20 protein-coding genes and 1 tRNA gene are annotated in these 21,671 nt (G+C 71.4%); 9 read left to right on the top strand and 12 right to left on the bottom strand.

What is annotated here, in order from left to right; genetic code table 11:
• Nucleotides 1–9: 9 nt before the first annotated feature.
• The 3 genes from DEI84_RS11865 to DEI84_RS11855 all read left to right on the top strand — a co-directional run bounded on the left by DEI84_RS11865 (nt 10) and on the right by DEI84_RS11855 (nt 4,273).
• The gene (locus DEI84_RS11865) at nt 10–1,707 is read left to right on the top strand and encodes a DNA repair helicase XPB (RefSeq protein ID WP_110824089.1); all 1,698 of its coding nucleotides are present in this window, start codon (nt 10–12) and stop codon (nt 1,705–1,707) included.
• Nucleotides 1,708–1,787: 80 nt separating this feature from the next.
• Nucleotides 1,788–2,483, top strand: a complete 696-nt coding sequence (locus tag DEI84_RS11860) for a response regulator transcription factor (RefSeq protein WP_110824090.1) — start codon at nt 1,788–1,790, stop codon at nt 2,481–2,483.
• 83 nt (nt 2,484–2,566) lie between these two features.
• Nucleotides 2,567–4,273 carry a cell wall metabolism sensor histidine kinase WalK gene (locus tag DEI84_RS11855; protein ID WP_110824091.1) on the top strand — a complete coding sequence of 569 codons (1,707 nt, stop codon included), beginning with the start codon at nt 2,567–2,569 and terminating at the stop codon, nt 4,271–4,273.
• Nucleotides 4,274–4,456: 183 nt separating this feature from the next.
• Here the strand turns inward: DEI84_RS11855 and DEI84_RS11850 are convergent, their stop codons facing one another.
• The 7 genes from DEI84_RS11850 to DEI84_RS11820 all read right to left on the bottom strand — a co-directional run bounded on the left by DEI84_RS11850 (nt 4,457) and on the right by DEI84_RS11820 (nt 10,556).
• On the bottom strand, nt 4,457–5,182 hold the full coding sequence (locus tag DEI84_RS11850) for a hypothetical protein (RefSeq protein ID WP_146236358.1): 726 nt from the start codon (nt 5,180–5,182) through the stop codon (nt 4,457–4,459).
• Between the two features lie 460 nt (nt 5,183–5,642).
• The gene (gene groL / locus DEI84_RS11845; protein WP_110824093.1) at nt 5,643–7,265 is read right to left on the bottom strand and encodes a chaperonin GroEL; all 1,623 of its coding nucleotides are present in this window, start codon (nt 7,263–7,265) and stop codon (nt 5,643–5,645) included.
• A gap of 212 nt (nt 7,266–7,477) precedes the next feature.
• Nucleotides 7,478–7,681, bottom strand: coding sequence for a cold-shock protein (locus tag DEI84_RS11840; protein WP_022903461.1), 204 nt, complete (start codon nt 7,679–7,681; stop codon nt 7,478–7,480).
• Nucleotides 7,682–7,938: 257 nt separating this feature from the next.
• Entirely contained in the window at nt 7,939–8,568 is a 630-nt protein-coding gene (locus DEI84_RS11835) for a LytR C-terminal domain-containing protein (RefSeq protein WP_110890975.1), read from the bottom strand.
• Complete coding sequence (locus DEI84_RS11830; protein WP_220032726.1) at nt 8,565–8,864, bottom strand: DUF3263 domain-containing protein; 300 nt, start codon at nt 8,862–8,864, stop codon at nt 8,565–8,567. Before DEI84_RS11830 ends, DEI84_RS11835 begins: the two co-directional genes overlap by 4 nt.
• 97 nt (nt 8,865–8,961) lie before the next feature.
• Complete coding sequence (locus DEI84_RS11825) at nt 8,962–10,080, bottom strand: DUF2332 family protein (RefSeq protein WP_110890973.1); 1,119 nt, start codon at nt 10,078–10,080, stop codon at nt 8,962–8,964.
• Complete coding sequence (locus DEI84_RS11820) at nt 10,080–10,556, bottom strand: GNAT family N-acetyltransferase (protein ID WP_181420438.1); 477 nt, start codon at nt 10,554–10,556, stop codon at nt 10,080–10,082. The genes DEI84_RS11825 and DEI84_RS11820 overlap by 1 nt, the downstream gene beginning before the upstream one ends.
• A gap of 73 nt (nt 10,557–10,629) precedes the next feature.
• On the opposite strand from DEI84_RS11820, the gene msrB reads away from it, so the two are divergent.
• Both msrB and DEI84_RS11810 read left to right on the top strand, forming a co-directional pair.
• The gene (gene msrB / locus DEI84_RS11815; protein ID WP_110824098.1) at nt 10,630–11,031 is read left to right on the top strand and encodes a peptide-methionine (R)-S-oxide reductase MsrB; all 402 of its coding nucleotides are present in this window, start codon (nt 10,630–10,632) and stop codon (nt 11,029–11,031) included.
• A 71-nt stretch (nt 11,032–11,102) separates the two neighbouring features.
• Nucleotides 11,103–11,178, top strand: a tRNA-Thr gene (locus DEI84_RS11810).
• Nucleotides 11,179–11,248: 70 nt separating this feature from the next.
• Here the strand turns inward: DEI84_RS11810 and DEI84_RS11805 are convergent.
• From DEI84_RS11805 to DEI84_RS11795, 3 genes are all read right to left on the bottom strand, one after another.
• Nucleotides 11,249–12,826, bottom strand: a complete 1,578-nt coding sequence (locus DEI84_RS11805; protein ID WP_110890971.1) for a glycosyltransferase family 39 protein — start codon at nt 12,824–12,826, stop codon at nt 11,249–11,251.
• 227 nt (nt 12,827–13,053) lie between these two features.
• Nucleotides 13,054–14,085 carry an aldo/keto reductase gene (locus DEI84_RS11800; protein ID WP_110890970.1) on the bottom strand — a complete coding sequence of 344 codons (1,032 nt, stop codon included), beginning with the start codon at nt 14,083–14,085 and terminating at the stop codon, nt 13,054–13,056.
• A gap of 82 nt (nt 14,086–14,167) precedes the next feature.
• On the bottom strand, nt 14,168–14,953 hold the full coding sequence (locus DEI84_RS11795) for an alpha/beta fold hydrolase (protein WP_110890969.1): 786 nt from the start codon (nt 14,951–14,953) through the stop codon (nt 14,168–14,170).
• 35 nt (nt 14,954–14,988) lie between these two features.
• On the opposite strand from DEI84_RS11795, the gene DEI84_RS11790 reads away from it, so the two are divergent.
• Entirely contained in the window at nt 14,989–15,753 is a 765-nt protein-coding gene (locus DEI84_RS11790; RefSeq protein ID WP_110890968.1) for an NAD(P)H-hydrate epimerase, read from the top strand.
• A 29-nt stretch (nt 15,754–15,782) separates the two neighbouring features.
• Here the strand turns inward: DEI84_RS11790 and DEI84_RS11785 are convergent, their stop codons facing one another.
• Nucleotides 15,783–16,724: a 2-deoxy-5-keto-D-gluconate 6-phosphate aldolase domain-containing protein gene (locus DEI84_RS11785; RefSeq protein ID WP_110890967.1), complete on the bottom strand. Its 942-nt coding sequence runs from the start codon at nt 16,722–16,724 to the stop codon at nt 15,783–15,785.
• A 79-nt stretch (nt 16,725–16,803) separates the two neighbouring features.
• Between DEI84_RS11785 and DEI84_RS11780 the strand changes: the two genes are divergently transcribed.
• Nucleotides 16,804–17,700, top strand: a complete 897-nt coding sequence (locus tag DEI84_RS11780) for a neutral zinc metallopeptidase (RefSeq protein WP_110890966.1) — start codon at nt 16,804–16,806, stop codon at nt 17,698–17,700.
• 91 nt (nt 17,701–17,791) lie between these two features.
• Here DEI84_RS11780 and DEI84_RS11775 read toward each other — a convergent pair whose 3' ends face one another.
• Nucleotides 17,792–18,736 carry a thioredoxin domain-containing protein gene (locus DEI84_RS11775; protein WP_181420437.1) on the bottom strand — a complete coding sequence of 315 codons (945 nt, stop codon included), beginning with the start codon at nt 18,734–18,736 and terminating at the stop codon, nt 17,792–17,794.
• A gap of 262 nt (nt 18,737–18,998) precedes the next feature.
• Between DEI84_RS11775 and DEI84_RS11770 the strand changes: the two genes are divergently transcribed.
• Nucleotides 18,999–20,099 carry an ABC transporter ATP-binding protein gene (locus DEI84_RS11770; protein ID WP_110890964.1) on the top strand — a complete coding sequence of 367 codons (1,101 nt, stop codon included), beginning with the start codon at nt 18,999–19,001 and terminating at the stop codon, nt 20,097–20,099.
• A 145-nt stretch (nt 20,100–20,244) separates the two neighbouring features.
• Nucleotides 20,245–21,531 carry a DUF4032 domain-containing protein gene (locus DEI84_RS11765; protein WP_110890963.1) on the top strand — a complete coding sequence of 429 codons (1,287 nt, stop codon included), beginning with the start codon at nt 20,245–20,247 and terminating at the stop codon, nt 21,529–21,531.
• Nucleotides 21,532–21,671 lie beyond the last annotated feature (140 nt).

Here is a 21,671-nt window from a genome sequence, read left to right as displayed (position 1 = left end):
TGATCCGTCATGAACGGACCGCTGATCGTGCAGAGTGACCGCACCGTGCTGCTCGAGGTCGCGCACCCCGACGCCGAGGACGCCCGCCACGCGCTCGCGGTGTTCGCCGAGCTCGAGCGGGCACCCGAGCACGTGCACACGTACCGCATCACGCGGCTCGGCCTCTGGAACGCCCGGGCGGCCGGACACGACGCCGCGTCCATGGTCGACACCCTCGAACGGTTCGCCAAGTTCCCGGTGCCGCAGAGCGTCACGGTCGACATCGAGGACACCGTCTCCCGGTACGGCCGTCTGGTGATCCGGCGCGAGGAGCGCGAGGACGCCCCCGTCATCGCCAACTCCCCGACCGAGGAGCTCGAGCAGCAGCCCGCGCTCGTGCTGACCGCGTCGGACCCCGCGCTCCTGGCCGAGGTCACCCGGTCCAAGCGCATCCAGCCGCTCCTCGGCGAGCGCCGCTCGGACACGGCCGTCGAGCTGCAGGCCTGGGCCCGCGGGCAGGTCAAGCAGGAGCTCGTGAAGATCGGGTGGCCCGCCGAGGACCTCGCCGGTTACACGCCCGGTCAGCCGCACGACATCGACCTCGACACCTCGGACTGGGACCTCCGGCCGTACCAGCACGACGCCGTGGACAGCTTCTTCCAGCAGGGGTCCGGCGTCGTCGTGCTGCCCTGTGGTGCCGGCAAGACGCTGGTCGGTGCCGGAGCGATGGCGACCGTGAAGGCGACGACGCTCATCCTCGTCACGAACACCGTCTCCGCCCGGCAGTGGCGGACCGAGCTGCTCAAGCGGACGACCCTCACCGAGGACGAGATCGGCGAGTACTCGGGCAGCGTCAAGGAGATCCGGCCGGTCACGATCGCGACCTACCAGATCCTCACCGCCCGACGGAAGGGCGCGTACACGCACCTGTCGCTGCTCGACGCCCTCGACTGGGGGCTCGTGGTCTACGACGAGGTGCACCTGCTCCCCGCCCCGGTGTTCAAGCTGACGGCCGACCTCCAGGCACGTCGTCGTCTCGGGCTCACCGCGACGCTCGTGCGCGAGGACGGGCGCGAAGGGGACGTGTTCTCCCTGATCGGGCCGAAGCGCTACGACGCACCGTGGAAGGAGATCGAGGCCCAGGGCTACATCTCCCCCGCCGAGTGCTACGAGGTCCGGATCGACCTCGCACACGAAGACCGGCTGGAGTACGCGGCGTCCAGCGACGACGAGCGGTACCGGCTCGCGGCGACCTCACCGGCCAAGACCCCGGTCGTGCGGGACCTCATCGAGAAGCACCACGGTGAGCAGATCCTGGTGATCGGCCAGTACATCGACCAGCTCGACGAGCTCGCGGCCTCCCTGGACGCCGCCGAGATCACGGGCGCGACGCCGGTGGAGGAACGGGAGCGGTTGTACCAGGCGTTCCGCGAGGGCTCGATCGACGTGCTCGTGGTGTCCAAGGTCGCGAACTTCTCGGTCGACCTGCCGGACGCGACCGTGGCGATCCAGGTGTCGGGCTCGTTCGGGTCCCGCCAAGAAGAAGCACAGCGGCTCGGCCGCCTCCTCCGCCCGAACAAGGACGGCGTCCCGGCGTCGTTCTACACGCTCGTCACGCGGGACACGGTCGACCAGGACTTCGCGCAGAACCGGCAGCGGTTCCTCGCGGAGCAGGGGTACTCGTACACGATCCTCGACGCGGACCAGATCGCTCCGGCCGTGGCGTAGTACCCGGACTCCCGACCACCTCTGGCCAACGCACGAACTGCTCCCAGGAAGCGACCAGGGAACAGTCAGAGGATGGTCGCATGACCGACGGACCCAAGATCCTCATCGTCGACGACGAGCCGAACATCCGCGATCTCCTCACGACCTCGCTGCGCTTCGCCGGATTCGCGGTGCGTGCGGTCGGGAACGGCGCACAGGCGATCTCCGCCGTGCTCGAGGAGGAGCCGGACCTCATCATCCTCGACGTCATGCTCCCCGACATGAACGGGTTCGGCGTGACCAAGCGCCTCCGCTCGTCGGGCTACACCTCGCCGATCCTCTTCCTCACGGCGAAGGACGACACCGAGGACAAGATCACCGGTCTCACGGTCGGAGGTGACGACTACGTCACCAAGCCGTTCTCGCTCGACGAGATCGTCGCCCGCATCAAGGCGATCCTCCGTCGCACGATGAACGACGAAGAGGACGCGATCATCCGCGCGGGTGAACTCACGATGGACCAGGACACGCACGAGGTCACCATCGGCGACGCGCAGATCGAACTCTCCCCCACCGAGTTCAAGCTCCTCCGCTACCTCATGCTCAACCCGAACCGCGTGCTCTCGAAGGCGCAGATCCTCGACCACGTGTGGGAGTACGACTTCAACGGCGACGCCGGGATCGTCGAGTCCTACATCTCCTACCTGCGCCGCAAGCTCGACCAGTACTCGGCCGAGCCGATCATCCAGACCAAGCGCGGGTTCGGCTACATGCTCAAGGCGACCAAGGCCTCCTGAGCGTCGGACCGCGCAGGTCGCACAGCTGACTGTCGGCGGCCGTCGGGATCTTCCCGACGGCCGCCGCTTACTGTTGGGGAAGCATGCACGAGCGAATGAGCCACTGGTGGGACGGGATCTCCCTCCGCACCAAGATCACCGGGATCACCGTCCTCCTGGTCGCCCTCGGCCTGCTCGTCGCCGGCCTCGGCACGATGACCGTCCTGAGCACCTACCTCAACCTGCGACTCGACACGCAGGTCGAGACCACGAGCTCGCAGCTCGAGGGGCAGAACGTCAGCGACGGCGAGCAGTACTGCAACCTGTCCGTCGTCCTCGAGAAGAGCTCGTACGTGGCCGCGTACGACGGCAACGGCGAGCAGATCTGCGACACCCAGTCCTCGTCCCAGCCGGACATCTCCCGCGTGGACTTCACGGCCGCTGCGTCGGCTGCGCATCCGTTCAGCCTGTACGACCGGCAGCACAGCCACGAGTGGCGCGCCCAGGTCATCCCCGCGAACCTGCAGAACCTGTCGAACGGCGCCACCGAGACCGGGTACGTCCTCGTCGCCGTGTCCAGCGCGGACACCGACCAGACCATCCTCCGGTTCACCGTCATCTTCCTGTTCTTCGGCATCGCGGTGATCCTGCTCGGCGCGATGCTCACGCGCCTCCTCGTGACGGCGACGTTCGACCCGCTCCGCAACGTCGAGGACACGGCCGCCCGCTTCGCCGCCGGCGACTTCAACCAGCGCCTCGACGCCGACACCCCGAACACCGAGGTCGGGCGCCTCAACCGGTCCCTGAACGCCATGCTCGAACGCATCGACGACGCCTTCGAGGACCGGCAGCGCACCATCGACCAGATGCGCCGCTTCGTCGGTGACGCCTCCCACGAACTCCGGACGCCGCTCGTGTCGCTCCGCGGGTACGCCGAGCTCTACCGGATGGGCGCCCTCCGCAAGGAGGAGGACGTCGCCCAGGCCATGGACCGGATCGAGAAGGAAGCCCAGCGCATGGGCCTGCTCGTGCAGGACCTGCTCCAGCTCGCCCGCATCGACGAGTCGAAGCCCCTCGAACTCGGTCCCGTCGACCTCGTCGCCATCGCCCGCGACTCGGCCCTCGACACGATGGCCTCGAACCCGGACCGCGAGATCCAGGTCCTCGTCGAGGACGCCGTGACCGGCGAGAACGTCCCACAGGCCGTCCGCCCCGCCAGCTCCTTCGGGCCGGCAGCCGACGGCGAGGCCGGTGGTCCCGCCCCGGTGTCGCCGTCGCTCAACACCACCGGGCCGATCGCGTTCTCGCGGCAGACGATCGCCAGACTGCGTGCTCGACGGACCCGGGCCATGAACGTCGACGCGAAGCCGACGGACGAGACCACCCCGCTGCCGACGATCGTGCTGCCGAAGCGTCCGCCGATCGTCCTGGCCGAGGAGAACAAGATCCGGCAGGTCATCACGAACCTGATGGGCAACGCGATGCGGTTCACCGAGCACGACGACCCGATCGAGATCGGCATCGGCGTGGACGACGACCGCGGCATGGCGCACATCGACGTCATCGACCACGGCGAGGGCATCCCGCCGCAGCTGCGCGACAAGATCTTCCAGCGCTTCTGGCGGGCCGACACCTCGCGCGCGCGGGACACCGGCGGCTCGGGGCTCGGTCTCGCGATCGTGTCGGGCATCGTGCACGCGCACCACGGGTCGGTCGAGGTGTTCGACACCCCGGGCGGTGGCGCGACCTTCCGCGTCTGGCTCCCGCTCCTGCCCCGCGACGCCGACCCCGCGGCCCCCACCCTGTCCTGACGCGCGCGCCGGGCGCCGTCGCCCGGCGGCGGCGGCGAATCCCCGCCGAGGTCGCACGAACTGCCTGCTCACCGACCGTGCGGCGGCAGTCCGCGCGACCTCGGCGCATCGGCCGCGGCATGTCCTGCGACTTCAGGAAAACGGTAGCCGGGGGGAACGGACGGCATGGCCTGGGCGCCGACATCAAGCGCCACGACTCCGAGCGGCGAACGCCTGCCGGAGTCGCTCGAAGACCAGAGCCGGACGTGCTGCATCCACCGCTGTGGCGTGCACCACCAACCAGTCGTTGACGACGAACCCGTTGTCACGCCGGTGGTCGTGGTGGAAGACGTCCCGGTCGCGATGATGGTCACCGTCGTACTCGAAGGCGATGCGTTGCTCAGGCCAGGCCATGTCGACCCGGCCGAGGAAGACTCCACCTGCGTCGAAGACCTCGACGTTCAAGTCGGGCTCCGGGAACCCCGCGTCGACGATCGCAAGACGGAACCACGTCTCCATCGGTGATTCCGCTCCGACCCGCACGAGTTCCAGCGCTGCTCGCGCCACCCTGACGTGGCGATGTCCCGGACGGATGGCAGCCGCGAGGCGGTCGAACGTCGTCAGCGACCTCCTGCCGACGAGGGCATCGCCCACCGCGACGAGTTCCCTGACGGTCAGGACGCTCGCGCACTCCCACCAACTCCGCTCGGGCGTGCTGAGACGGGTTCCGAACGCGGTGACGGTGGGAACGTCGGGTCGAGCACGATGCGCGGTGATGCCGGGGCGCCGCATCAAGGCGGCGGTCCCCGCGGTGGTGACGTGGACCTCCGCTCGGACGCGTCGCGGGAGTGGTGCTCCCCACAGGGCAGCAGCCGTGGTGTGACTGAAGAACTGGTCGGGCCGGAGGAGCGGCGTGAGCACGTCGACCATGGTGGCGTCGCTCCCGCGTACCACCCGGACGCCGTGGACGGGACGTTGCAGGTCCATCCGGCGGAGCCGACCCGGGTCGAGCCCCGACGCGAGAGCGTCCCGGACTCTGAACGGGCCGTCGGAGAACGGCGCGGGCAGCGGTCGTGGTTCCACCATCACCGCAGCATCGGGCAGCCGCGTCCGGTGCTCCGCCTGTGTCCCGAGCTTGTGGACGGAAGCTGCCTCCGTGCCTCCAGTGCAGGGCAGGCGTGAGCGATGGCTGCAAGGGGTCCTGATGACCCGTTTGAAGTCGCACGACACGCCGCGCTGGCGTCACCGAGGTCGCACGATGTGCCGCGCCGCAGGCAGGCAGGCGGCACTTCGTGCGACCTCGGCGACACAGCATCGGCCGTAACACGGCCGCGCACGCGGAAGGGCCCCCGCACGCGCAGCGTACGAGGGCCCTTGCCGGCAGGACGGACTAGAAGTCCATGCCACCCGTGGGGTCGCCGGCCGGCATGGCCGGGGTCTTCTCCGGCTTGTCGGCGACGACGGCCTCGGTCGTGAGGAACAGACCGGCGATCGACGCGGCGTTCTGCAGCGCCGAGCGCGTGACCTTGGCCGGGTCGATGATGCCCGCGGCGATGAGGTCGACGTACTCACCCGTCGCAGCGTTGAGGCCGTGGCCGGCCTCGAGCTCGCGGACACGAGCGGCGACGACACCCGGCTCGAGACCGGCGTTCAACGCGATCTGCTTGAGCGGGGCGTCGATGGCGACGCGCACGATGTTCGCACCCGTGGCCTCGTCACCCTCGAGCGAGAGACCGTCGAGCGCGACCTTGCCGGCCTGGATGAGGGCGACGCCACCACCGGCGACGATGCCCTCTTCGACGGCGGCCTTCGCGTTGCGGACGGCGTCCTCGATGCGGTGCTTGCGCTCCTTGAGCTCGACCTCGGTCGCGGCACCCGCCTTGATGACGGCGACGCCACCGGCGAGCTTCGCGAGGCGCTCCTGGAGCTTCTCGCGGTCGTAGTCGGAGTCGGTCGCCTCGATCTCGGCGCGGATCTGCTTGACGCGGCCCGCGATCTGGTCGGCGTCGCCGGCACCCTCGACGATCGTGGTCTCGTCCTTGGTGATGACGACCTTGCGGGCACGACCGAGCAGGTCGAGCGTCGCGTTCTCGAGCTTGAGGCCGACCTCTTCCGAGATGACCTGGCCGCCGGTGAGGATCGCGATGTCCTGCAGCATGGCCTTGCGGCGGTCGCCGAAGCCCGGGGCCTTGACGGCGACGGACTTGAAGATGCCGCGGATCTTGTTCACGACGAGCGTGGCCAGGGCCTCGCCGTCGACGTCCTCGGCGATGATCAGGAGCTGCTTGCCCGCCTGGATCACCTTGTCGACGACCGGCAGGAGGTCCTTGATGTTCGAGATCTTCGAGTTGACGATCAGGACGTACGCGTCCTCGAAGACGGCTTCCTGGCGCTCGGGGTCGGTGACGAAGTACTGCGACAGGTAGCCCTTGTCGAAGCGCATGCCCTCGGTGAGCTCGAGCTCGGTGCCGAAGGTGTTCGACTCCTCGACGGTGACGACGCCTTCCTTGCCGACCTTGTCGATTGCCTCGGCGATGAGCGCGCCGATGGTCGGGTCAGCGGCCGAGATCGACGCGGTGGCGGCGATCTGGTCCTTGGTCTCGATCTCCTTGGCGTCGGCGAGCAGCTGCTCGGAGACGGCCGCGACGGCCTTCTCGATGCCGCGCTTCAGGGAGATGGGGTCGGCGCCGGCGGCGACGTTGCGAAGGCCTTCGCGGACGAGGGCCTGGGCGAGGACGGTCGCGGTGGTCGTACCGTCACCGGCGACGTCGTCGGTCTTCTTGGCGACCTCCTTGACGAGCTCCGCACCGATCTTCTCGTACGGGTCGTCGAGCTCGATCTCCTTGGCGATGGAGACACCGTCGTTCGTGATCGTGGGGGCGCCCCACTTCTTCTCGAGGACGACGTTGCGGCCGCGCGGGCCGAGCGTCACCTTCACGGCGTCGGCCAGCTGGTTGAGGCCGCGCTCGAGGCCGCGTCGGGCCTCTTCGTTGAAAGCAATGATCTTTGCCATGTGAGTTCTTCGTCCCTCCCGGACGTCGTCATCGGGGTCGTTCTGGCACTCAGCCTGGCCGAGTGCCAAGCCCGATTCTGGCACTCGCCACCCGAGAGTGCAACACAGTGGGGAGGCTCTGCCCCACTCCACAGGTCGACCCACCGCGTCCCGGCGGACGACGAACGCGCCGCCCCCGAGGGGACGGCGCGTTCGCGAGTGGTTCCGGACGACTACGCGGGACGGACCGACTCGGCCTGCGGGCCCTTCGACCCGGTGCCGACGTCGAACGTCACCGCCTGGCCCTCCTCGAGGACCTTGTAGCCGCTCATGTCGATGGCCGAGTAGTGCACGAACACGTCCTGGCCCCCTCCATCCACGGTGATGAAGCCGAAGCCCTTCTCGGCGTTGAACCACTTCACGGTTCCGTTGGCCATGATCCTTGCTCCCTGCGGTACTGCTGTTGCGAACGACGGCCCCCTCGCGCGAGGTGGCCGCCGGGTCCGAGCGCATGTCGACTCACCCGCTCCCGGACGGCAACATGAGGCGTCGTCGCGATCACGGGGTGACCACTGGTGACTCTGACCGAAGGACGGCATTTCGGCAAGGGGTGTGACACGCATTTCACGCGGAGCACCCCGATCCGCAACGTGACGGAAACACGACGACCACGGAGGACCGCCGCGGACCCCGGTCAGCCCGTGTAGTCGGAGCCGAGCACGACCGAGACGTCCGCGTTCGGGAACGCCGCCGACTGCTGCACCGCGCTGACCCCGAGCGCCTGCGCGACGCCCTGTGCGACGGCCGCCTGCGACTCCTGCTGGTAGTAGACGATCGTCTGCGTCGCCCCGGTCGTCCCGGCGTCCCCGGTCGAGCTCACGGTCCACCCGGCGGTCCCGAGCCGCGTCGAGGCGTTCGCGGCCAGACCGGTCGTCGAGGTCCCGTTCAGCACGACGAGCGTCGTCGTACCCTGGTCGGCAGCAGATGCGCCGGCCGCTGCCGACGGCGACTGCGTCGCTCCGCCGTCGTCCGCCCCGGAGTCCGCGTCGGCGCCGGCGTCCGAGTCCGAGTCCGAGTCCGAGGATGCGCTGGCCGAGGGCGTCGAGGTCGCGGACGCCGTCGACCCACCGCTCCCCTCCGTGAACTGCACGCTGCCGTTCAGCAGGGCGAGGACGAGGACCCCGATGCCGACCAGCACGCCGGTCGCGAGTGCGGCCCACGCGAACACGACCCACCCGCCACCCCGGCGGGCAGCACCACGGTGGGCGCCGACCCGGGGGCCGTCTGCGACGTCGTCGAACCGGTCTCGCGGGAATCTCGTCATCGTTCCTCTTCACGTCCTTCGGGGTCGGCCGGGGGCGCGACGAAACTGCGGGCAGCGCGTGCGCTCGTCCGGGCGCTGCGGAGCCGCTGCAGCCGGGTGACGAGCTGCGGGTCGTACGCGAGGGCGGCCGGTGTGTCGATCACGCGGTTGAGCACCTGGTAGTACCGCGTCGGCGACATGTCGAACTCGACCCGGATCTCCGCTTCCTTGGTCCGGTCGTGCCGCGCCCGGTCGTGCTCGAACGCGAGCACGTGCTTGGCGAGCTCGGTGAGCTCGTCGGCGGGGAGGGCGGTCACAGGTTGGTCCGATCGCGAACGGGTTGCAGGTCTCGCACATCGTAGGGGTGCGCGGCATGTCGACCCTGGCACGGTGCTGGACTGTCGCGGAACCCGCTCACCCCACGGTCTCCGCCAGCACCTCGGGCGGGGCGGACCACCGGACGCGGGTGCCGAAGGCGTCGGACACGGCGAGCGCCCGGCCGTCGAGCGAGAGCGTCGCGAAGGCGTCCGGGTCCGCGGGGTCGACGTCCTCCGGCAGGGTCGCCGCGACCCCGGTGAGGACACCGGTGCGTTCGAGCGCCACCCAGCGGACGCCCCGCTCGCGGAGCCGGTCGACGAAGCGCTGCCGCCCAGCGCCCGGCACGTAGACGAGCGTCCCCGTGGTCATGACGACCGGCTCGCAGTCGTCCGGCAGGGCGTCGAGGGCCCGGTCGAGGTCGTCCGGCACGCTGCCGCGGACCCGGACGGGAGGCTCGACCAGCGTCGCCCGCAGCGCGTCCCGCATCAGGGCGGTCCGGTCCGTCGCCTCGGGCGGGACGGCCTCGGCGAGTCGGGCGAACGCGTCCGGCGCCGCGGGGTCGATCGGGTTCGGGTCGAGGGCGACGCGGGCACCGATCCGGATCGGGGTCGTCGCGGGAGCGGGTGGTGTCCCCACGACCTCGGCGACGAGGTGCACCGCGGGCCCCTCGACCGCCGTGTGCACCCGGACGAGGTCGCCCGCCGTCGCGCTCCGTCGTCCGCGCTGCGTTGGCCCCGGGCCGGACGGGAACAGACCGGACGGGACCGGACCGCCCGGGACCGGACCGGCCGGACGCGCACGGTCGACGAGCCGGTGGTCGAGCGTCACGCGGTCCGGGATCGAGCAGAGTCCGGCCGCCGCTCCGACGTCGAGCAGACCGAGGGGTCGCGCCGAGGCCGCCGAGAGCGCGGCGAGCACCGGGACGACGGGGGCGAGCCGTCGCGGGTCGTTGGCCTGCACCGTGGCGGTGGTGAGGGCCGCGACGAGGGCGGGGCCGGCCTCCCGGCCGAGTGCGCGGAGCGCTGCCGGGTCAGCAGGGTCGGCACCCAGCCGTCGCGCGACCGCGAACAGGAGCTCGGGCTGGCGCTTCGGCTCCGGCACGGCGTCGAGCAGGTCGACGAGCGGACCCTCGACCGAGCGCGCCCAGGCGGCGTACGTCGGGGAGACCCCGTCGATCCGGTCGGCGTAGGCGCGGTAGCGGTCCCGCGTGTCCATCAGGCCCCGGGGCGGTACATGCCGACGTGGGTGATGCCGGCCTCGTCGTAGGGGGCGCCGAAGCGGACGAACCCGTGCCGTTCGTACAGTCCGGCGACGTACTGCTGGGCGTGCAGGACGAACGGCTCGGCGCCGTGCGACCCGAGCACCGCCGCCACCAGGCCGCCGGCGATGCCCTGGCCGCGGTGGTCGGGGTGGGTGGCGACACGGCCGATCACGCGGGTCGGCACAGCGGTCCCCGCGGGGTGCGGCTCGTCCGGGGCCGACCGGACCAGGCGGAGGTACCCGACGACCGGTCCGTCCGCGCCCCCGACCCACCAGTGCTCGGTGTCCGGGTCGCGGTCACGGCCGTCGAAGTCCTCGGCCGAGACCCGCTGTTCGAGGGCGAACACCCGGTTCCGGAGCCGCACGATGTCGTACAGTTCGTCGGTCGTCAGGTGCTCCCAGCGGGCACGGCGGACGGAATGCTCGGACATCGGTCGGAGTTTACTGGTGTGACGCACGATGACCGGCGGGCACGAGCCCCGGTCGGAACCAGGAGGTACGCACATGGCTTACAAGGTCGACAAGTCCGACGCCCAGTGGCGCGAGGAGCTCTCCCCTGACCAGTACGCCGTGCTGCGCCAGGCCGGGACGGAGCGCCCGTGGACCGGTGAACTCCTCGACGAGGAGCGTGCCGGCGTCTACACGTGTGCCGCGTGTGGTGCGGAGCTGTTCAAGAGCGGCACGAAGTTCGACTCCGGCTGCGGCTGGCCGTCGTTCTACGAGTCGGTCGATCCCGACGCGGTGCAGCTCATCGAGGACAACTCGCTCGGCATGGCTCGCACCGAGGTCCGCTGCGCGAACTGCGGCGGCCACCTCGGCCACGTGTTCCCGGACGGCTTCGGGACGCCCACGGGCGACCGCTACTGCATGAACTCGATCTCGCTCAACTTCTCGGCGCAGGAGTAGGCGGGTGTGACGGCGCTCGGGCTGCGGCCCGGGCGCCGTCGTCGTGTCCGCCCGGTACGATGGGCGGGTCAGCCGGCATGGCGCAATTGGTAGCGCACCGTACTTGTAATACGGGGGTTGCGGGTTCAAGTCCCGCTGCCGGCCCCAGATCACGGCTTCCCGTGCAGCCGAAGGCGGAGCCGTCGCTCACGGCCACCCACACCGGGGCGCCCGACGGTCAGTGCCGGACGGTCAGCCCGCCGTCGGACGTCCGGACGATCTCCCCGTCCGGGATCCACGCCACGACGCGGTCGAGTCGCACCCGCTCGAACGACGACCGCTCGGACGTCAGCAGATCCTGCACCTCCGGCGGCAGCGGGAAGCGACGGTCCCGGCCGACGACGATCGCGACGAACGGTGCATCGACCACGTCACGGACCCCGCGGTCCCCGACGTACTGGTCGTAGTCGCTCGGGGTGATCGCGCCGAAGAAGACCTGACCGTCCCGGATGCCCTCGTGCCGCAGGAGCGGGAGCAGCCGGGCGACGCCGGTGGCACGTGCCTCCCAGATCGTCCGGGCGGTCGGGATGCTCCCGACCAGTGCCACCAGGACGAGCACGACGGCGATGCTGCTCGTCAGCCACCGTGGTCGCACGCGGCTGAGCTGCCCGAGCCCCACGGCGGCGAGCATCACGATGAACGGCATCCACGCCGCGTAGTAGGTCGGCAGCGCGATCTCGGCGGCGAGCGAGTAGAACGCCACGAGCAGGACCAGCGGCGCGAGGAGGAACACCACGAGCCTGCCCGGACGCACGACCACCGCGAGCACCACGGCGACGGCGAGCACCACCACGACGGGCGTGCCGACCCCGCGGAGCAGGAACCACCAGTTCGCCCACCACGGAGCGAACTGGTACGTGTGGCCGGCGATCGAGATGAGGTGTCCGTGCTCGTTCTGTCCGGACTGGAAGGTGAGCATGTACTGCACCGCGGAGCGCATCCCCATCGGGGCGTAGAGCGCGACGACGGCGACGACGAACGTGGCCGCCCACACCGCTCCGCCGACGACGAGCGCACGCCACCGGCCGAACAGCACCGGGGCCAGGACGAAGACCGGCAGCAGCACGAGGGTCGACGCCTTCGACGTGACCGACGCCGCCATGAGCACCGCGGACACGGGCACCCACCACCAGCGGTCGGTACGGATCCACACCCAGATAGCGAAGAGTGCCGCCAGGGCGAAGAACACCATCACCGGGTCGAGCAGCGCCACCCGGTCCAGGCGGGCACCGGCACCGCCGCGAGGGGTGAGGGTCCAGAGCGCGGCGGCCGCGAACCCGGTCCAGAAGCCGACCTCCGCGCGCAGCCAGACGAACATGACCGCCGCACCGAGGACGACGAGCGACGCGACCAGGACCCGGGGTGCGACGGCGCCCGGCCCACCGACCAGCTGCGCGAGGCCGAACAGGTACTTGGCGGTCGGTGGGTGCTCGCGGTTCTGGTCGAACGCCCCGTGCACGTACGCGAGGCCGGCCTTGACGTAGGTGGCCTCGTCCCCACCGATGTTGCCGGCGCCGATGCGCCAGAAGCACTGGTAGGCGGCCGCGACCGCGAGCAGCACGAGGGCCGTGACGCGCAGCCACACCCGGTCGAGCACGCCGCGGTCGAGCGCTCGCCGGACCGCGCCCCCGCGGTGCGGCGCTCCGCGGTGCTGCACCGGAACCTCCGTGGCGCGGTGGTCGGTCAGCGTTCGTGCCGCGTCGGGGTCGTCGACCGACCGGCGGTCCGGGGACCAGGGGGCGCGGCGACTGGGCACCCCGAGATCCTACGCAGCCCCCGGGCGTCTCCCGCCGAGGAGGCCGGGCGGCGGCGTGGCGGCCACACCCCGGCGCAGCACGGCGGCCAGGGCCCGTCACGGCGGCCCGACCCCGGCACGGCGGCCCCACCTGGCATGCCGCGGCGCGGCGGCCCGGTGCGGCGGTAGGCCCCACGCGTCACCGGGGCACGCCGCGAAGGCGGGGCCCCGGCGACCGCGTGGCGCCGTCAGCGACCGCCGGTGGTCTTCCGCTCGCGCTGGGCGACGCCGGCCGTGCCGTACGGGTAGTCGTCGATGCGGGGAGCGCTCGCCTCGGTGAGCGTCTGCAGCTCGGCCTGGTCGAGCACGAGGTCCGCGGCGCCGAGGTTGTCCTGCAGCTGCTCGACGGTCCGTGCGCCGAGGATGACGCTCGTCACCGCCGGCCGGGCGAGGAGCCAGGCCAGGGCGACCTGGGAGCGCGAGGCGCCGTGCGCGTCCGCGACGGCGGACACCGCGTCGAGCACCTTCCACGTGCGCTCGTCGGCGTTGCGGGCCTCCCACGCCTCCATGCCGCGCTTCGGGTCCTCACCGAGTCGGGTCGACCCGGTCGGGGCCTCGTCGCGCTGGTACTTACCGGAGAGCCAGCCACCGGCGAGCGGCGACCACGGGAGCAGTCCGATCCCGGCGTCGAGGCAGGCGGGCACGACCTCGTGCTCGATGTCGCGGACGAGCAGGTTGTACTGCGGCTGGAGCGTGACCGGGGGTGCCCAGTTGTGCAGGCGGGCCTCGTAGACCGCCTTCGTGACCTGGTAGCCGAGGTAGTTCGAGAACCCGTAGGAGCCGATCTTGCCGGCCGACACGGCGTCGTCGAGGAAGCGCAGGGTCTCCTCGATCGGGGTGAGGGCGTCCCACGCGTGCATCTGGTAGAGGTCGATGTGGTCGACGCCGAGCCGCTCCAGCGAGGCGTCGAGGGCAACGCGGAGGTGCCGGCGCGAGAGGCCGAGGTCGTTCGGGCCGTCGCCCTGCGGGAAGCGGCCCTTCGTGGTGAGCACCACCTGCTGCGCGTCGGTGGGGTGGTCGCGGAGCCACCGTCCGATGATGCGCTCGGACTCGTTGCCCGAGTACACGTCGGCGGTGTCGATGAACGTGCCACCGCCCGCGACGAAGGCGTCGATGATGGCGTGGGAGGTCGGTTCGTCGGCTTCGCTGCCGAACGTCATGGTGCCGAGGGTCAGCGACGACACCACTGTCCCGCTGTTGCCGAGGAGTCTGTAGTCCATGCGGCGGACGCTACGCCGCGCCCCCTCGACGGCGGGAGGGTCCACGAGTACCGGTCAACGGTCTGCAGACGCGAGCGCCCCGCTACCACCCTTGCCCCAGGAACGCGATCGCCGCCTCCCGGAAGTGCCGCGACGTGGGGGCATTGAAGTGGTTCCGCCCCGGGATCTCGACGAAGGTCGCGTGCGGCGCTGTCTCGGCGAGCCGGAGCGCGCTGTCCTTGATCCCGTCCTCGCTGCCGGCGGCCAGCAGCAGCGGCTGCGTCGGCGCGTTCGCCGGCGTCGGCTCGACGCTGTCGCGCATCCCCTCCACCATCGCGACGAGCGCGCGGAGGTCGTTGCCCTCGACGTTCGCCGCCATCGTGAGGTACCCGTTCGTGACGCGGTCCTCGACCGGGGTGCCGTCGGTGATGAACGCCCACGCCTGGTCGACGCGGACGCGCCGCATGGGGTCCGCGTCCGGGATCCCGCCGAGCACCGCGCGCGAGATCCTGTCCGACATCCGCTCGGCGGCGTGCCACCCGACCCGGGCGCCGAGGGAGTACCCCAGGAACGCGACGTCGTCGAGCAGGTAGGTGTCCACCACCGCCGTGACGTCGTCGACGAGCAGGTCCATGGAGTAGCTGTGCGGCTCGTGCGGCTTCCCGCTGGCGCCGTGGCCGCGCTGGTCGAACGCGAGGACGCGGTGGCCGGCGCGGACGAGGTCGCGGGTCCAGCCGGAGGCGTGCCAGTTGAGGACGGCCCCGGACGCGAAGCCGTGCACGGCGAGGACCGCGGGCGCGTCGGGATCGCCGAAGTCGTAGGTGGCGAGCGGCAGACCGTCCGGGGACATCACGACGCGGGGACGGGGCGCTTCGGGGACGAGTGACATGGCCCGTCCAGGGTAGTGGGGCCACAGTGGCCGGTATGGACGGCTACGGCGGCGACCAGATCCGAGCGGCGGAACGCCCCCACCTCGAGGCGGGTGAGCCGCTCATGCAGCGGGCCGCGGACGGGCTCGCCGCGATCGTCGCGGACCTGCTCGACGACCCCGCGATCCGCCCGGGGGACGGCCCCGGCTCCGTCCTCGTCCTGGTCGGCAGCGGTGACAACGGCGGTGACGCGCTCTTCGCCGCTGCGCGGCTGGCGGCGGCCGGGAGGCACGTGACGGTCCTCCGCGTCGGCTCCCGTGTCCACGAGGCGGGCCTGGCCGCAGCCCGGGAGGCCGGGGCGCGCCTCCTGGACGACCCCGCGGACGGCGGCCCGGTCCCGTCCGCGGCGGGGGCCGCCGACATCCTGCGTGCGGCGACGCCCCCGGCGGGGGAACGGCTCGCGTCGGCCGCGCGGGAGGCGGCGCTCGAGGCCGACCTGGTGCTCGACGGGATCCTGGGGATCGGCGGTGGAGGACCGCTGCGTTCCCCCGCGCGCGACGTCGTCGCGGCGCTCCGGGAGCTCGCCCGCGAACAGCGGGCCCCGTTCGTCGTGGCCGTCGACGTGCCGAGCGGCATCGACGTGGACACCGGCGGCATCGCGGACGACCACGTGCTCCACGCCGACGTCACCGTGACGTTCGGCGGGGTGAAGGCCGGGCTCCTCCGCGGCCCGGCGGCGACGCTCGCCGGGCGCATCGAACTGGTGGACGTCGGGATCGGCGCGGACCTGGCGTCCGTGGAGCCGCTGGTCCGCACCTGACCCGCGTCGACCGGCCGGGTCCGGTCAGCTCAGACGGCGCCCGCGTCCACACCGTGCTCGACCCCTCCGCGGGCCTCGAGCCAGGTGTCGACGAAGTGGCGGTAGTTGGCCGCGATGAGCTGTTCGGCGGCCTCGGTGTCGAGGTGCTCGCGGACGACGTCCTCGAGCGCCTCCTCCCAGTTGCTCCGTCCGATCGCGAAGCCGACGAACCCGTCGACCGGCGCCGCGGTGCGCAGCCAGTGGTCGAGCTGCTCCTCGGGGGCGTCCCGCCCGAGGACGATGCACCGGACGGCGTCCCGACCACCGCGGCGGGCGGCGGCGACGACGCGCTCGGCGTCCTCGGTGCGGTCGAGCCCCTCGAGCTTCCACACGTCGGCTTCGACGCCGTGGTCCTGCAGGTACTCGAGGACCTGCACGACGAGGTCCGGGCGGAGGTCGCGGTCGTAGTCCTCCACCGCGTCGCGCTGCTCGTCGGTCGCCGGGACGAGCAGTTCCACGAGGAACGGACGGCCCGCGTCGTGCAGGGTCGCCGCGACGTCGGCGAGCGCGGCGGCCTGCTGCGCGCGGTGCTCGGCGTCGAACGCCGGGTTGTCCCGCACGAGCACCTTCACCCAGTCCGGGTCGAACGTGTCGACGTGGGCGACCCAGTCGTCGCCGTACTCGAGCTCGAACCACTCGCGGCCGGAGCGCTCGACCGGCATCGCGAGCTGCAGCCCGGCCTCCTTGACGAGCCGGGCCACGTCGGCGCCGTACCGCTCGTCGACGAGGACACCCGTGTGCTCGCGCGCTGCACCGGCGGCGAGGGCGGTGAGCAGGCCACGGTAGACGAGCTGTTTGCCGGCACGGACGCGCTGGGCCTCGGCCTCGTCCGCGGGCTCTCCGGAGTCCTCGTCGTAGGTGTGCTCGAGGAGCGAGGACCGTTGGTCCATCGCGAGCAGGAACAGGGGGTGGGTCTCGTCGAGGATCGGCATGCCCCCGGTCTACTCGCGCCACGCCCGGCGGTCGCGCCGGTGCACACGTCCCCCGCTGCACGTCCGTAGGTTCGACGCCATGACGTTCAACGACGACTCGCAGCTCAGTGGCGGCAAGGTCAAGCGGCGCGGCCCCGGTCGTGGTGTGGCGATCGGTGGCGGGTCCATCGGCACCGTGATCGTGGTGTTCCTCATCGCACAGTTCACCGGGGTCGACCTCAGCGGCGTCGTCGGCGGTGGCGGCGGACTGACGACCATCCAGCAGGGCGGCGCGGAGGCCTCGCCGGTCGCCGAGTGCCGCACCGGTCGCGACGCGAACGCGAGCATCGACTGCCGCATGGAGGGCGCTGCGGAGTCCCTCGACGCGTACTGGTCCGCCGAGGCCGAGCATCTCGGGGTCAGCTACTCGACGCCGGAGTTCTTCCTGTTCACCGGGTCGACCGACACCGGGTGCGGGACGGCCTCGGCGTCGACGGGGCCGTTCTACTGTCCGCCCGACCGTGCCCTCTACGTCGACACGGACTTCTACGACGAGCTCCGCTCCACGTACGGGGCGTCCGGCGGACCGCTCGCCGAGATGTACGTCGTCGCGCACGAGTGGGGCCACCACGTCCAGCAGCTCGAGGGCACCTTCGCCGAGACCGACCGCAGCGGCAGCGGGGCCGCGTCGGACAGCGTCCGCGTCGAGCTCCAGGCGGACTGCTACGCCGGCGCCTGGGTCGGTGACGCGGCGACCACGGAGTCTGCGAACGGGGAGACGTTCTTCGAGCCCGTCACCCGCGCCCAGGTCGCGGACGCGCTGTCGGCGGCGAGCGCGGTCGGCGACGACAGCATCCAGGAGCGCGCCACCGGCCGGGTCGACCCCGACTCGTTCACGCACGGCACGAGCGAGCAGCGTCAGGACTGGTTCGAGCGGGGCTACGAACGGGGTGCGACGAGCTGCGACACGCTCACCGTGCCCGCGTCGGCCCTCTGAACGGCGACGGCCGGGATGTCTCGTGGAGGCGTCCCGGCCGTCGTGCGCGTCCGACACGTGGTCGGTCGTGCTGGTCAGCTCGTGTGCGGTGTCAGCCGGCGGTGGGCGACGCGGACCCGGACGGCGTCGCGGACGCGGTGGGGGTCGCGCTCGGGGTCGGCGTGGGGGTCGTCTCGGTGCTGCCCGCGGCGCTGACGACGAAGGTCCGGAACTCGTCGTTCGTCGAGGCGGTGGAGTACGGGTACTGCTGGCCGTTGACGAGCACGAGCGGGGTCCCCGGGAAGGTCGTGAGCTCCGAGCCGGGGATGTCCCCGCCCGTCACGGCGGTGGTGCGCTCGTCGACCCACTTGCCGTACCGCTGGTCCTCGATGCACTGCTCGATCGTCGAGCCCTTGCGCACACCGGGCACGGTCGTGACGACGTCGGCGAGCTGCTCGTCGGTGAGGCCCGGCGTGCCTTCCTCCGGCTGCGCGGCGAACAGTGCGCGGTTCACGGCGAAGAACGAGTCCGGGGACTCCTGCGCGACGCAGGCCGCCGCGTTCGCGGCACGGAGGGAGTACTTCGTGCCCTGGGAGCGGTTCGTCAGGATCGCGACGGGGTGCACGTCGAGGGTCGCGGCACCGGAGTCGACGAGCCCCTCGATGTACTCGCTGTTCGTCTGCTCGAACGAACCGCAGATCGGGCAGAGGTAGTCCACGTAGAGGGTGATCCGGACCTGTTCGGCCGAGGCGGTCGAGCTCGGCGACGGCGTGGACGCAGCGCCGGGCTCGACGGCCTTCAGCCCGGCGCCGATCGTGATCCCGCCGTCAGCCATGGTGTCCGGCCCGGGGCCGGCCGGACGCGAGGAGTTCACGAGCACCAGCGTGACGATGGTGGCGGCGGCGATCAGCACGACGCCCAGTCCGACCTGGAGCCCGATGCGGACACCCCGCTGGCGTCGCTTCTGCTGGGTACGGGTTCGCTGAGCTCGCTCGCGCGCGGCGGCACGACGCGCGTTGCGCTCGGCGCGGGCGTCGCCTTCGGGGCGGTTGGTCATCGTGCGGTCGTCCTCCTGGTCGGTGTCCGCCGGCCTCCCCCCGGTCGGCGGACGGACCCGGCGATTGTAGTGGCGGCCGATGGGAACCAGCCAACCAGCAGACGACGCCCGGAGCCCGCGTGCCCCCCGCACTGGCGCCAGCCGGAGAACTCGTGTTGTATGAGGCGTGACGGTCGACGGCGACCGTCCGGGGCCCGACTGGGCCGCCGCTTCACCACGGATCGTCCGGCACGTACCTGCCGGTGGAGAGGACCGAACGCTCATGGCGTCCGTCACCTATGACAAGGCAACCCGTCTCTACCCCGGGGGCAACCGCCCCGCGGTGGACTCCCTCGACCTGGACGTCGCCGACGGCGAGTTCCTCGTCCTCGTCGGCCCGTCGGGCTGTGGCAAGTCCACGTCCCTGCGCATGCTCGCCGGCCTCGAAGAGGTCAACTCCGGCGCCATCCGCATCGGCGACCGTGACGTCACCGACGTCCCGCCGAAGGACCGCGACATCGCGATGGTGTTCCAGAACTACGCGCTGTACCCGCACATGACCGTCGCCGAGAACATGGGCTTCGCGCTCAAGATCGCCGGCGTCGGCAAGGAGGAGCGCGCCACCCGCGTGCAGGAGGCCGCCAAGCTCCTCGACCTCGAGCAGTACCTCGGTCGCAAGCCGAAGGCGCTCTCCGGTGGTCAGCGTCAGCGCGTCGCGATGGGCCGTGCGATCGTCCGTCAGCCGCAGGTGTTCCTCATGGACGAGCCGCTGTCGAACCTCGACGCCAAGCTCCGCGTCCAGACCCGTACCCAGATCGCGTCGCTGCAGCGTCGTCTCGGCGTCACCACGGTCTACGTCACGCACGACCAGACCGAGGCACTGACGATGGGCGACCGCATCGCGGTGCTCAAGGACGGCATCCTGCAGCAGGTCGGCACCCCCCGCGACCTCTACGAGAAGCCGAACAACGTGTTCGTCGCCGGCTTCATCGGCTCGCCGGCCATGAACCTCCTGCCGGCGTCGGTGCTCGAAGGCGGCATCAGCTTCGGGTCGCTCAACCACCCGATCGACCGCGACACCCTGTCGAACGCCCGCTCGGGTGCCGTCACGGTGGGCGTCCGCCCCGAGGACATCATCGTGTCCCAGTCCGGCGAGGGCCTGCCCGTGACGGTCGACGTCGTCGAGGAGCTCGGCGCGGACGGCTACCTCTACGGCCACGCCGACGTGAACGGCACGCGCACCGACATCGTCACGCGCGTCGACGGTCGCAACCACCCCTCGATCGGTGACACGATCGTCGTGAGCCCGAAGCAGGGTCACGTGCACGTGTTCGACGCCGAGTCGGGCGAGCGCCTCGACGACAAGGCCGTCGTCAGCGCCTGATCACCACCCCCGGGAGCCCGTCATCCGCCGTCACCGGCGCCTGGCGGGCTCCCGTCGTTCCCACCTGCGGGACGGGAGGCTCGGTGCGGGCCCGCACCGAGCCTCCCGTCCTCCAGACCCACCGCCGAGCACCTGAGGACCCGTCGTGCCCGACTCCATGACCATCACCGCCGCCACCGTCGACCCCGGCCTGCTCGACCTTCCCTGGGACCTGCCGCTCGAGGCCTGGCCCGACGAGACGATCGTCGCGCTGCCGAAGGGCATCTCGCGGCACCTGGTGCGGTTCGTGCACCTCAGCGGCTACGTCGTCGCGGTCAAGGAGACGAGCGCCGAACTCGCGCGCTCCGAGTACGACATGCTCCGGACCCTGCAGCGCATGGACGTGCCGTGCGTGGACCCCGTCGCGGTCATCACGAACCGCGTCGGCCGCGAGGGCGAGGAGCTCCAGCCCGTCCTCGTCACCCGCCACCTCCGCTTCTCGCTGCCCTACCGCGCGCTGTACTCGCAGACGCTGCGCCCGGACACGGCCACCCGCCTGGTGGACGCCCTGGCGCTCCTGCTCGTCCGGCTGCACGTCATCGGCTTCTACTGGGGCGACGTCTCGCTCTCGAACACGCTGTTCCGCCGCGACGCCGGCTCGTTCGCCGCGTACCTGGTGGACGCCGAGACCGGGAAGCTCTACCCGGGCGGGCTGTCGAACGGGCAGCGGGAGAACGACCTCGAGGTCGCGCGCGTCAACATCGCCGGCGAGCTCCTCGACCTGGAGGCCGGCGGACGTCTCGACGAGAACGCCGACCCCGTGGACGTGTCGAACCGCATCGTGGCGCAGTACCGGACCCTCTGGACGGAGCTCACCGGCACCGAGCAGTTCGACGCGGCGGAGCGCTGGCGCATCAACGACCGCGTGGAGCGGCTCAACGCACTCGGCTTCGACATCGAGGAGCTGTCGATCCGCACCGCGGAGTCCGGCGCACAGGTCCGCATTCAGCCGAAGGTCGTCGACGCCGGACACCACCAGCGCCGTCTGCTGCGTCTGACCGGCCTCGACGCCGAGGAGAACCAGGCCCGACGACTGCTCAACGACCTGGACGCGTACCGTGCCCGCAACGGCCGCGAGGAGCTCGACGAGGAGATGGTCGCGCACGAGTGGGTCTCGCGGGTGTTCGAGCCCGTCGTGCGGGCGATCCCGCGGGACCTGCGCGGCCGGCTCGAACCCGCCGAGGTGTTCCACGAGTTGCTCGAGCACCGCTGGTTCATGTCGCAGCAGGAGGAGCGCTCGGTGTCGCTCCCCGAGGCCACGACCGCCTACATCAACGACGTGCTGCGGCACCGGCGGGACGAGCGCACGCTCATCAACCCGCCGACGTCGTCGATCGCGCTGCCGCTCGACGGCGAGGACGAGGACGACGAGGACTGGCGCGCGTCCGTCTGAGCCGTCCCCCCCTCCCCCCAGGTTCCGGAATTCGCGCATCTCGCGCGTCGAGATCCCGCGATAGCGGAACCACGGCGGACGTGAGCGGCAAGTCGTGCGACCGCGGCAGACGCGGTCGGGCCTGTCTCTTATACACATCT

The organism is Curtobacterium sp. MCBD17_023, from assembly GCF_003224415.1.
GTDB lineage: Bacteria > Actinomycetota > Actinomycetes > Actinomycetales > Microbacteriaceae > Curtobacterium.
This window is presented reverse-complemented; position numbering and strand designations above follow the sequence as displayed.

What these genes read in the sequence shown, in the direction of transcription:
- DEI84_RS11850 (WP_146236358.1), bottom strand. Translation starts at nt 5,182, where the DNA reads ATGGTCGACGTGCTCACGCCGCTCCTCCGGCCCGACCAGTTCTTCAGT.
- DEI84_RS11865 (WP_110824089.1), top strand. Translation starts at nt 10, where the DNA reads ATGAACGGACCGCTGATCGTGCAGAGTGACCGCACCGTGCTGCTCGAG.
- DEI84_RS11795 (WP_110890969.1), bottom strand. Translation starts at nt 14,953, where the DNA reads ATGTCACTCGTCCCCGAAGCGCCCCGTCCCCGCGTCGTGATGTCCCCG.
- msrB (WP_110824098.1), top strand. Translation starts at nt 10,630, where the DNA reads ATGGCTTACAAGGTCGACAAGTCCGACGCCCAGTGGCGCGAGGAGCTC.
- DEI84_RS11855 (WP_110824091.1), top strand. Translation starts at nt 2,567, where the DNA reads ATGCACGAGCGAATGAGCCACTGGTGGGACGGGATCTCCCTCCGCACC.
- DEI84_RS11820 (WP_181420438.1), bottom strand. Translation starts at nt 10,556, where the DNA reads ATGTCCGAGCATTCCGTCCGCCGTGCCCGCTGGGAGCACCTGACGACC.
- DEI84_RS11840 (WP_022903461.1), bottom strand. Translation starts at nt 7,681, where the DNA reads ATGGCCAACGGAACCGTGAAGTGGTTCAACGCCGAGAAGGGCTTCGGC.
- DEI84_RS11775 (WP_181420437.1), bottom strand. Translation starts at nt 18,736, where the DNA reads ATGACCAACCGCCCCGAAGGCGACGCCCGCGCCGAGCGCAACGCGCGT.
- DEI84_RS11785 (WP_110890967.1), bottom strand. Translation starts at nt 16,724, where the DNA reads ATGCCGATCCTCGACGAGACCCACCCCCTGTTCCTGCTCGCGATGGAC.
- groL (WP_110824093.1), bottom strand. Translation starts at nt 7,265, where the DNA reads ATGGCAAAGATCATTGCTTTCAACGAAGAGGCCCGACGCGGCCTCGAG.
- DEI84_RS11825 (WP_110890973.1), bottom strand. Translation starts at nt 10,080, where the DNA reads ATGGACACGCGGGACCGCTACCGCGCCTACGCCGACCGGATCGACGGG.
- DEI84_RS11860 (WP_110824090.1), top strand. Translation starts at nt 1,788, where the DNA reads ATGACCGACGGACCCAAGATCCTCATCGTCGACGACGAGCCGAACATC.
- DEI84_RS11770 (WP_110890964.1), top strand. Translation starts at nt 18,999, where the DNA reads ATGGCGTCCGTCACCTATGACAAGGCAACCCGTCTCTACCCCGGGGGC.
- DEI84_RS11790 (WP_110890968.1), top strand. Translation starts at nt 14,989, where the DNA reads ATGGACGGCTACGGCGGCGACCAGATCCGAGCGGCGGAACGCCCCCAC.
- DEI84_RS11780 (WP_110890966.1), top strand. Translation starts at nt 16,804, where the DNA reads ATGACGTTCAACGACGACTCGCAGCTCAGTGGCGGCAAGGTCAAGCGG.
- DEI84_RS11835 (WP_110890975.1), bottom strand. Translation starts at nt 8,568, where the DNA reads ATGACGAGATTCCCGCGAGACCGGTTCGACGACGTCGCAGACGGCCCC.
- DEI84_RS11800 (WP_110890970.1), bottom strand. Translation starts at nt 14,085, where the DNA reads ATGGACTACAGACTCCTCGGCAACAGCGGGACAGTGGTGTCGTCGCTG.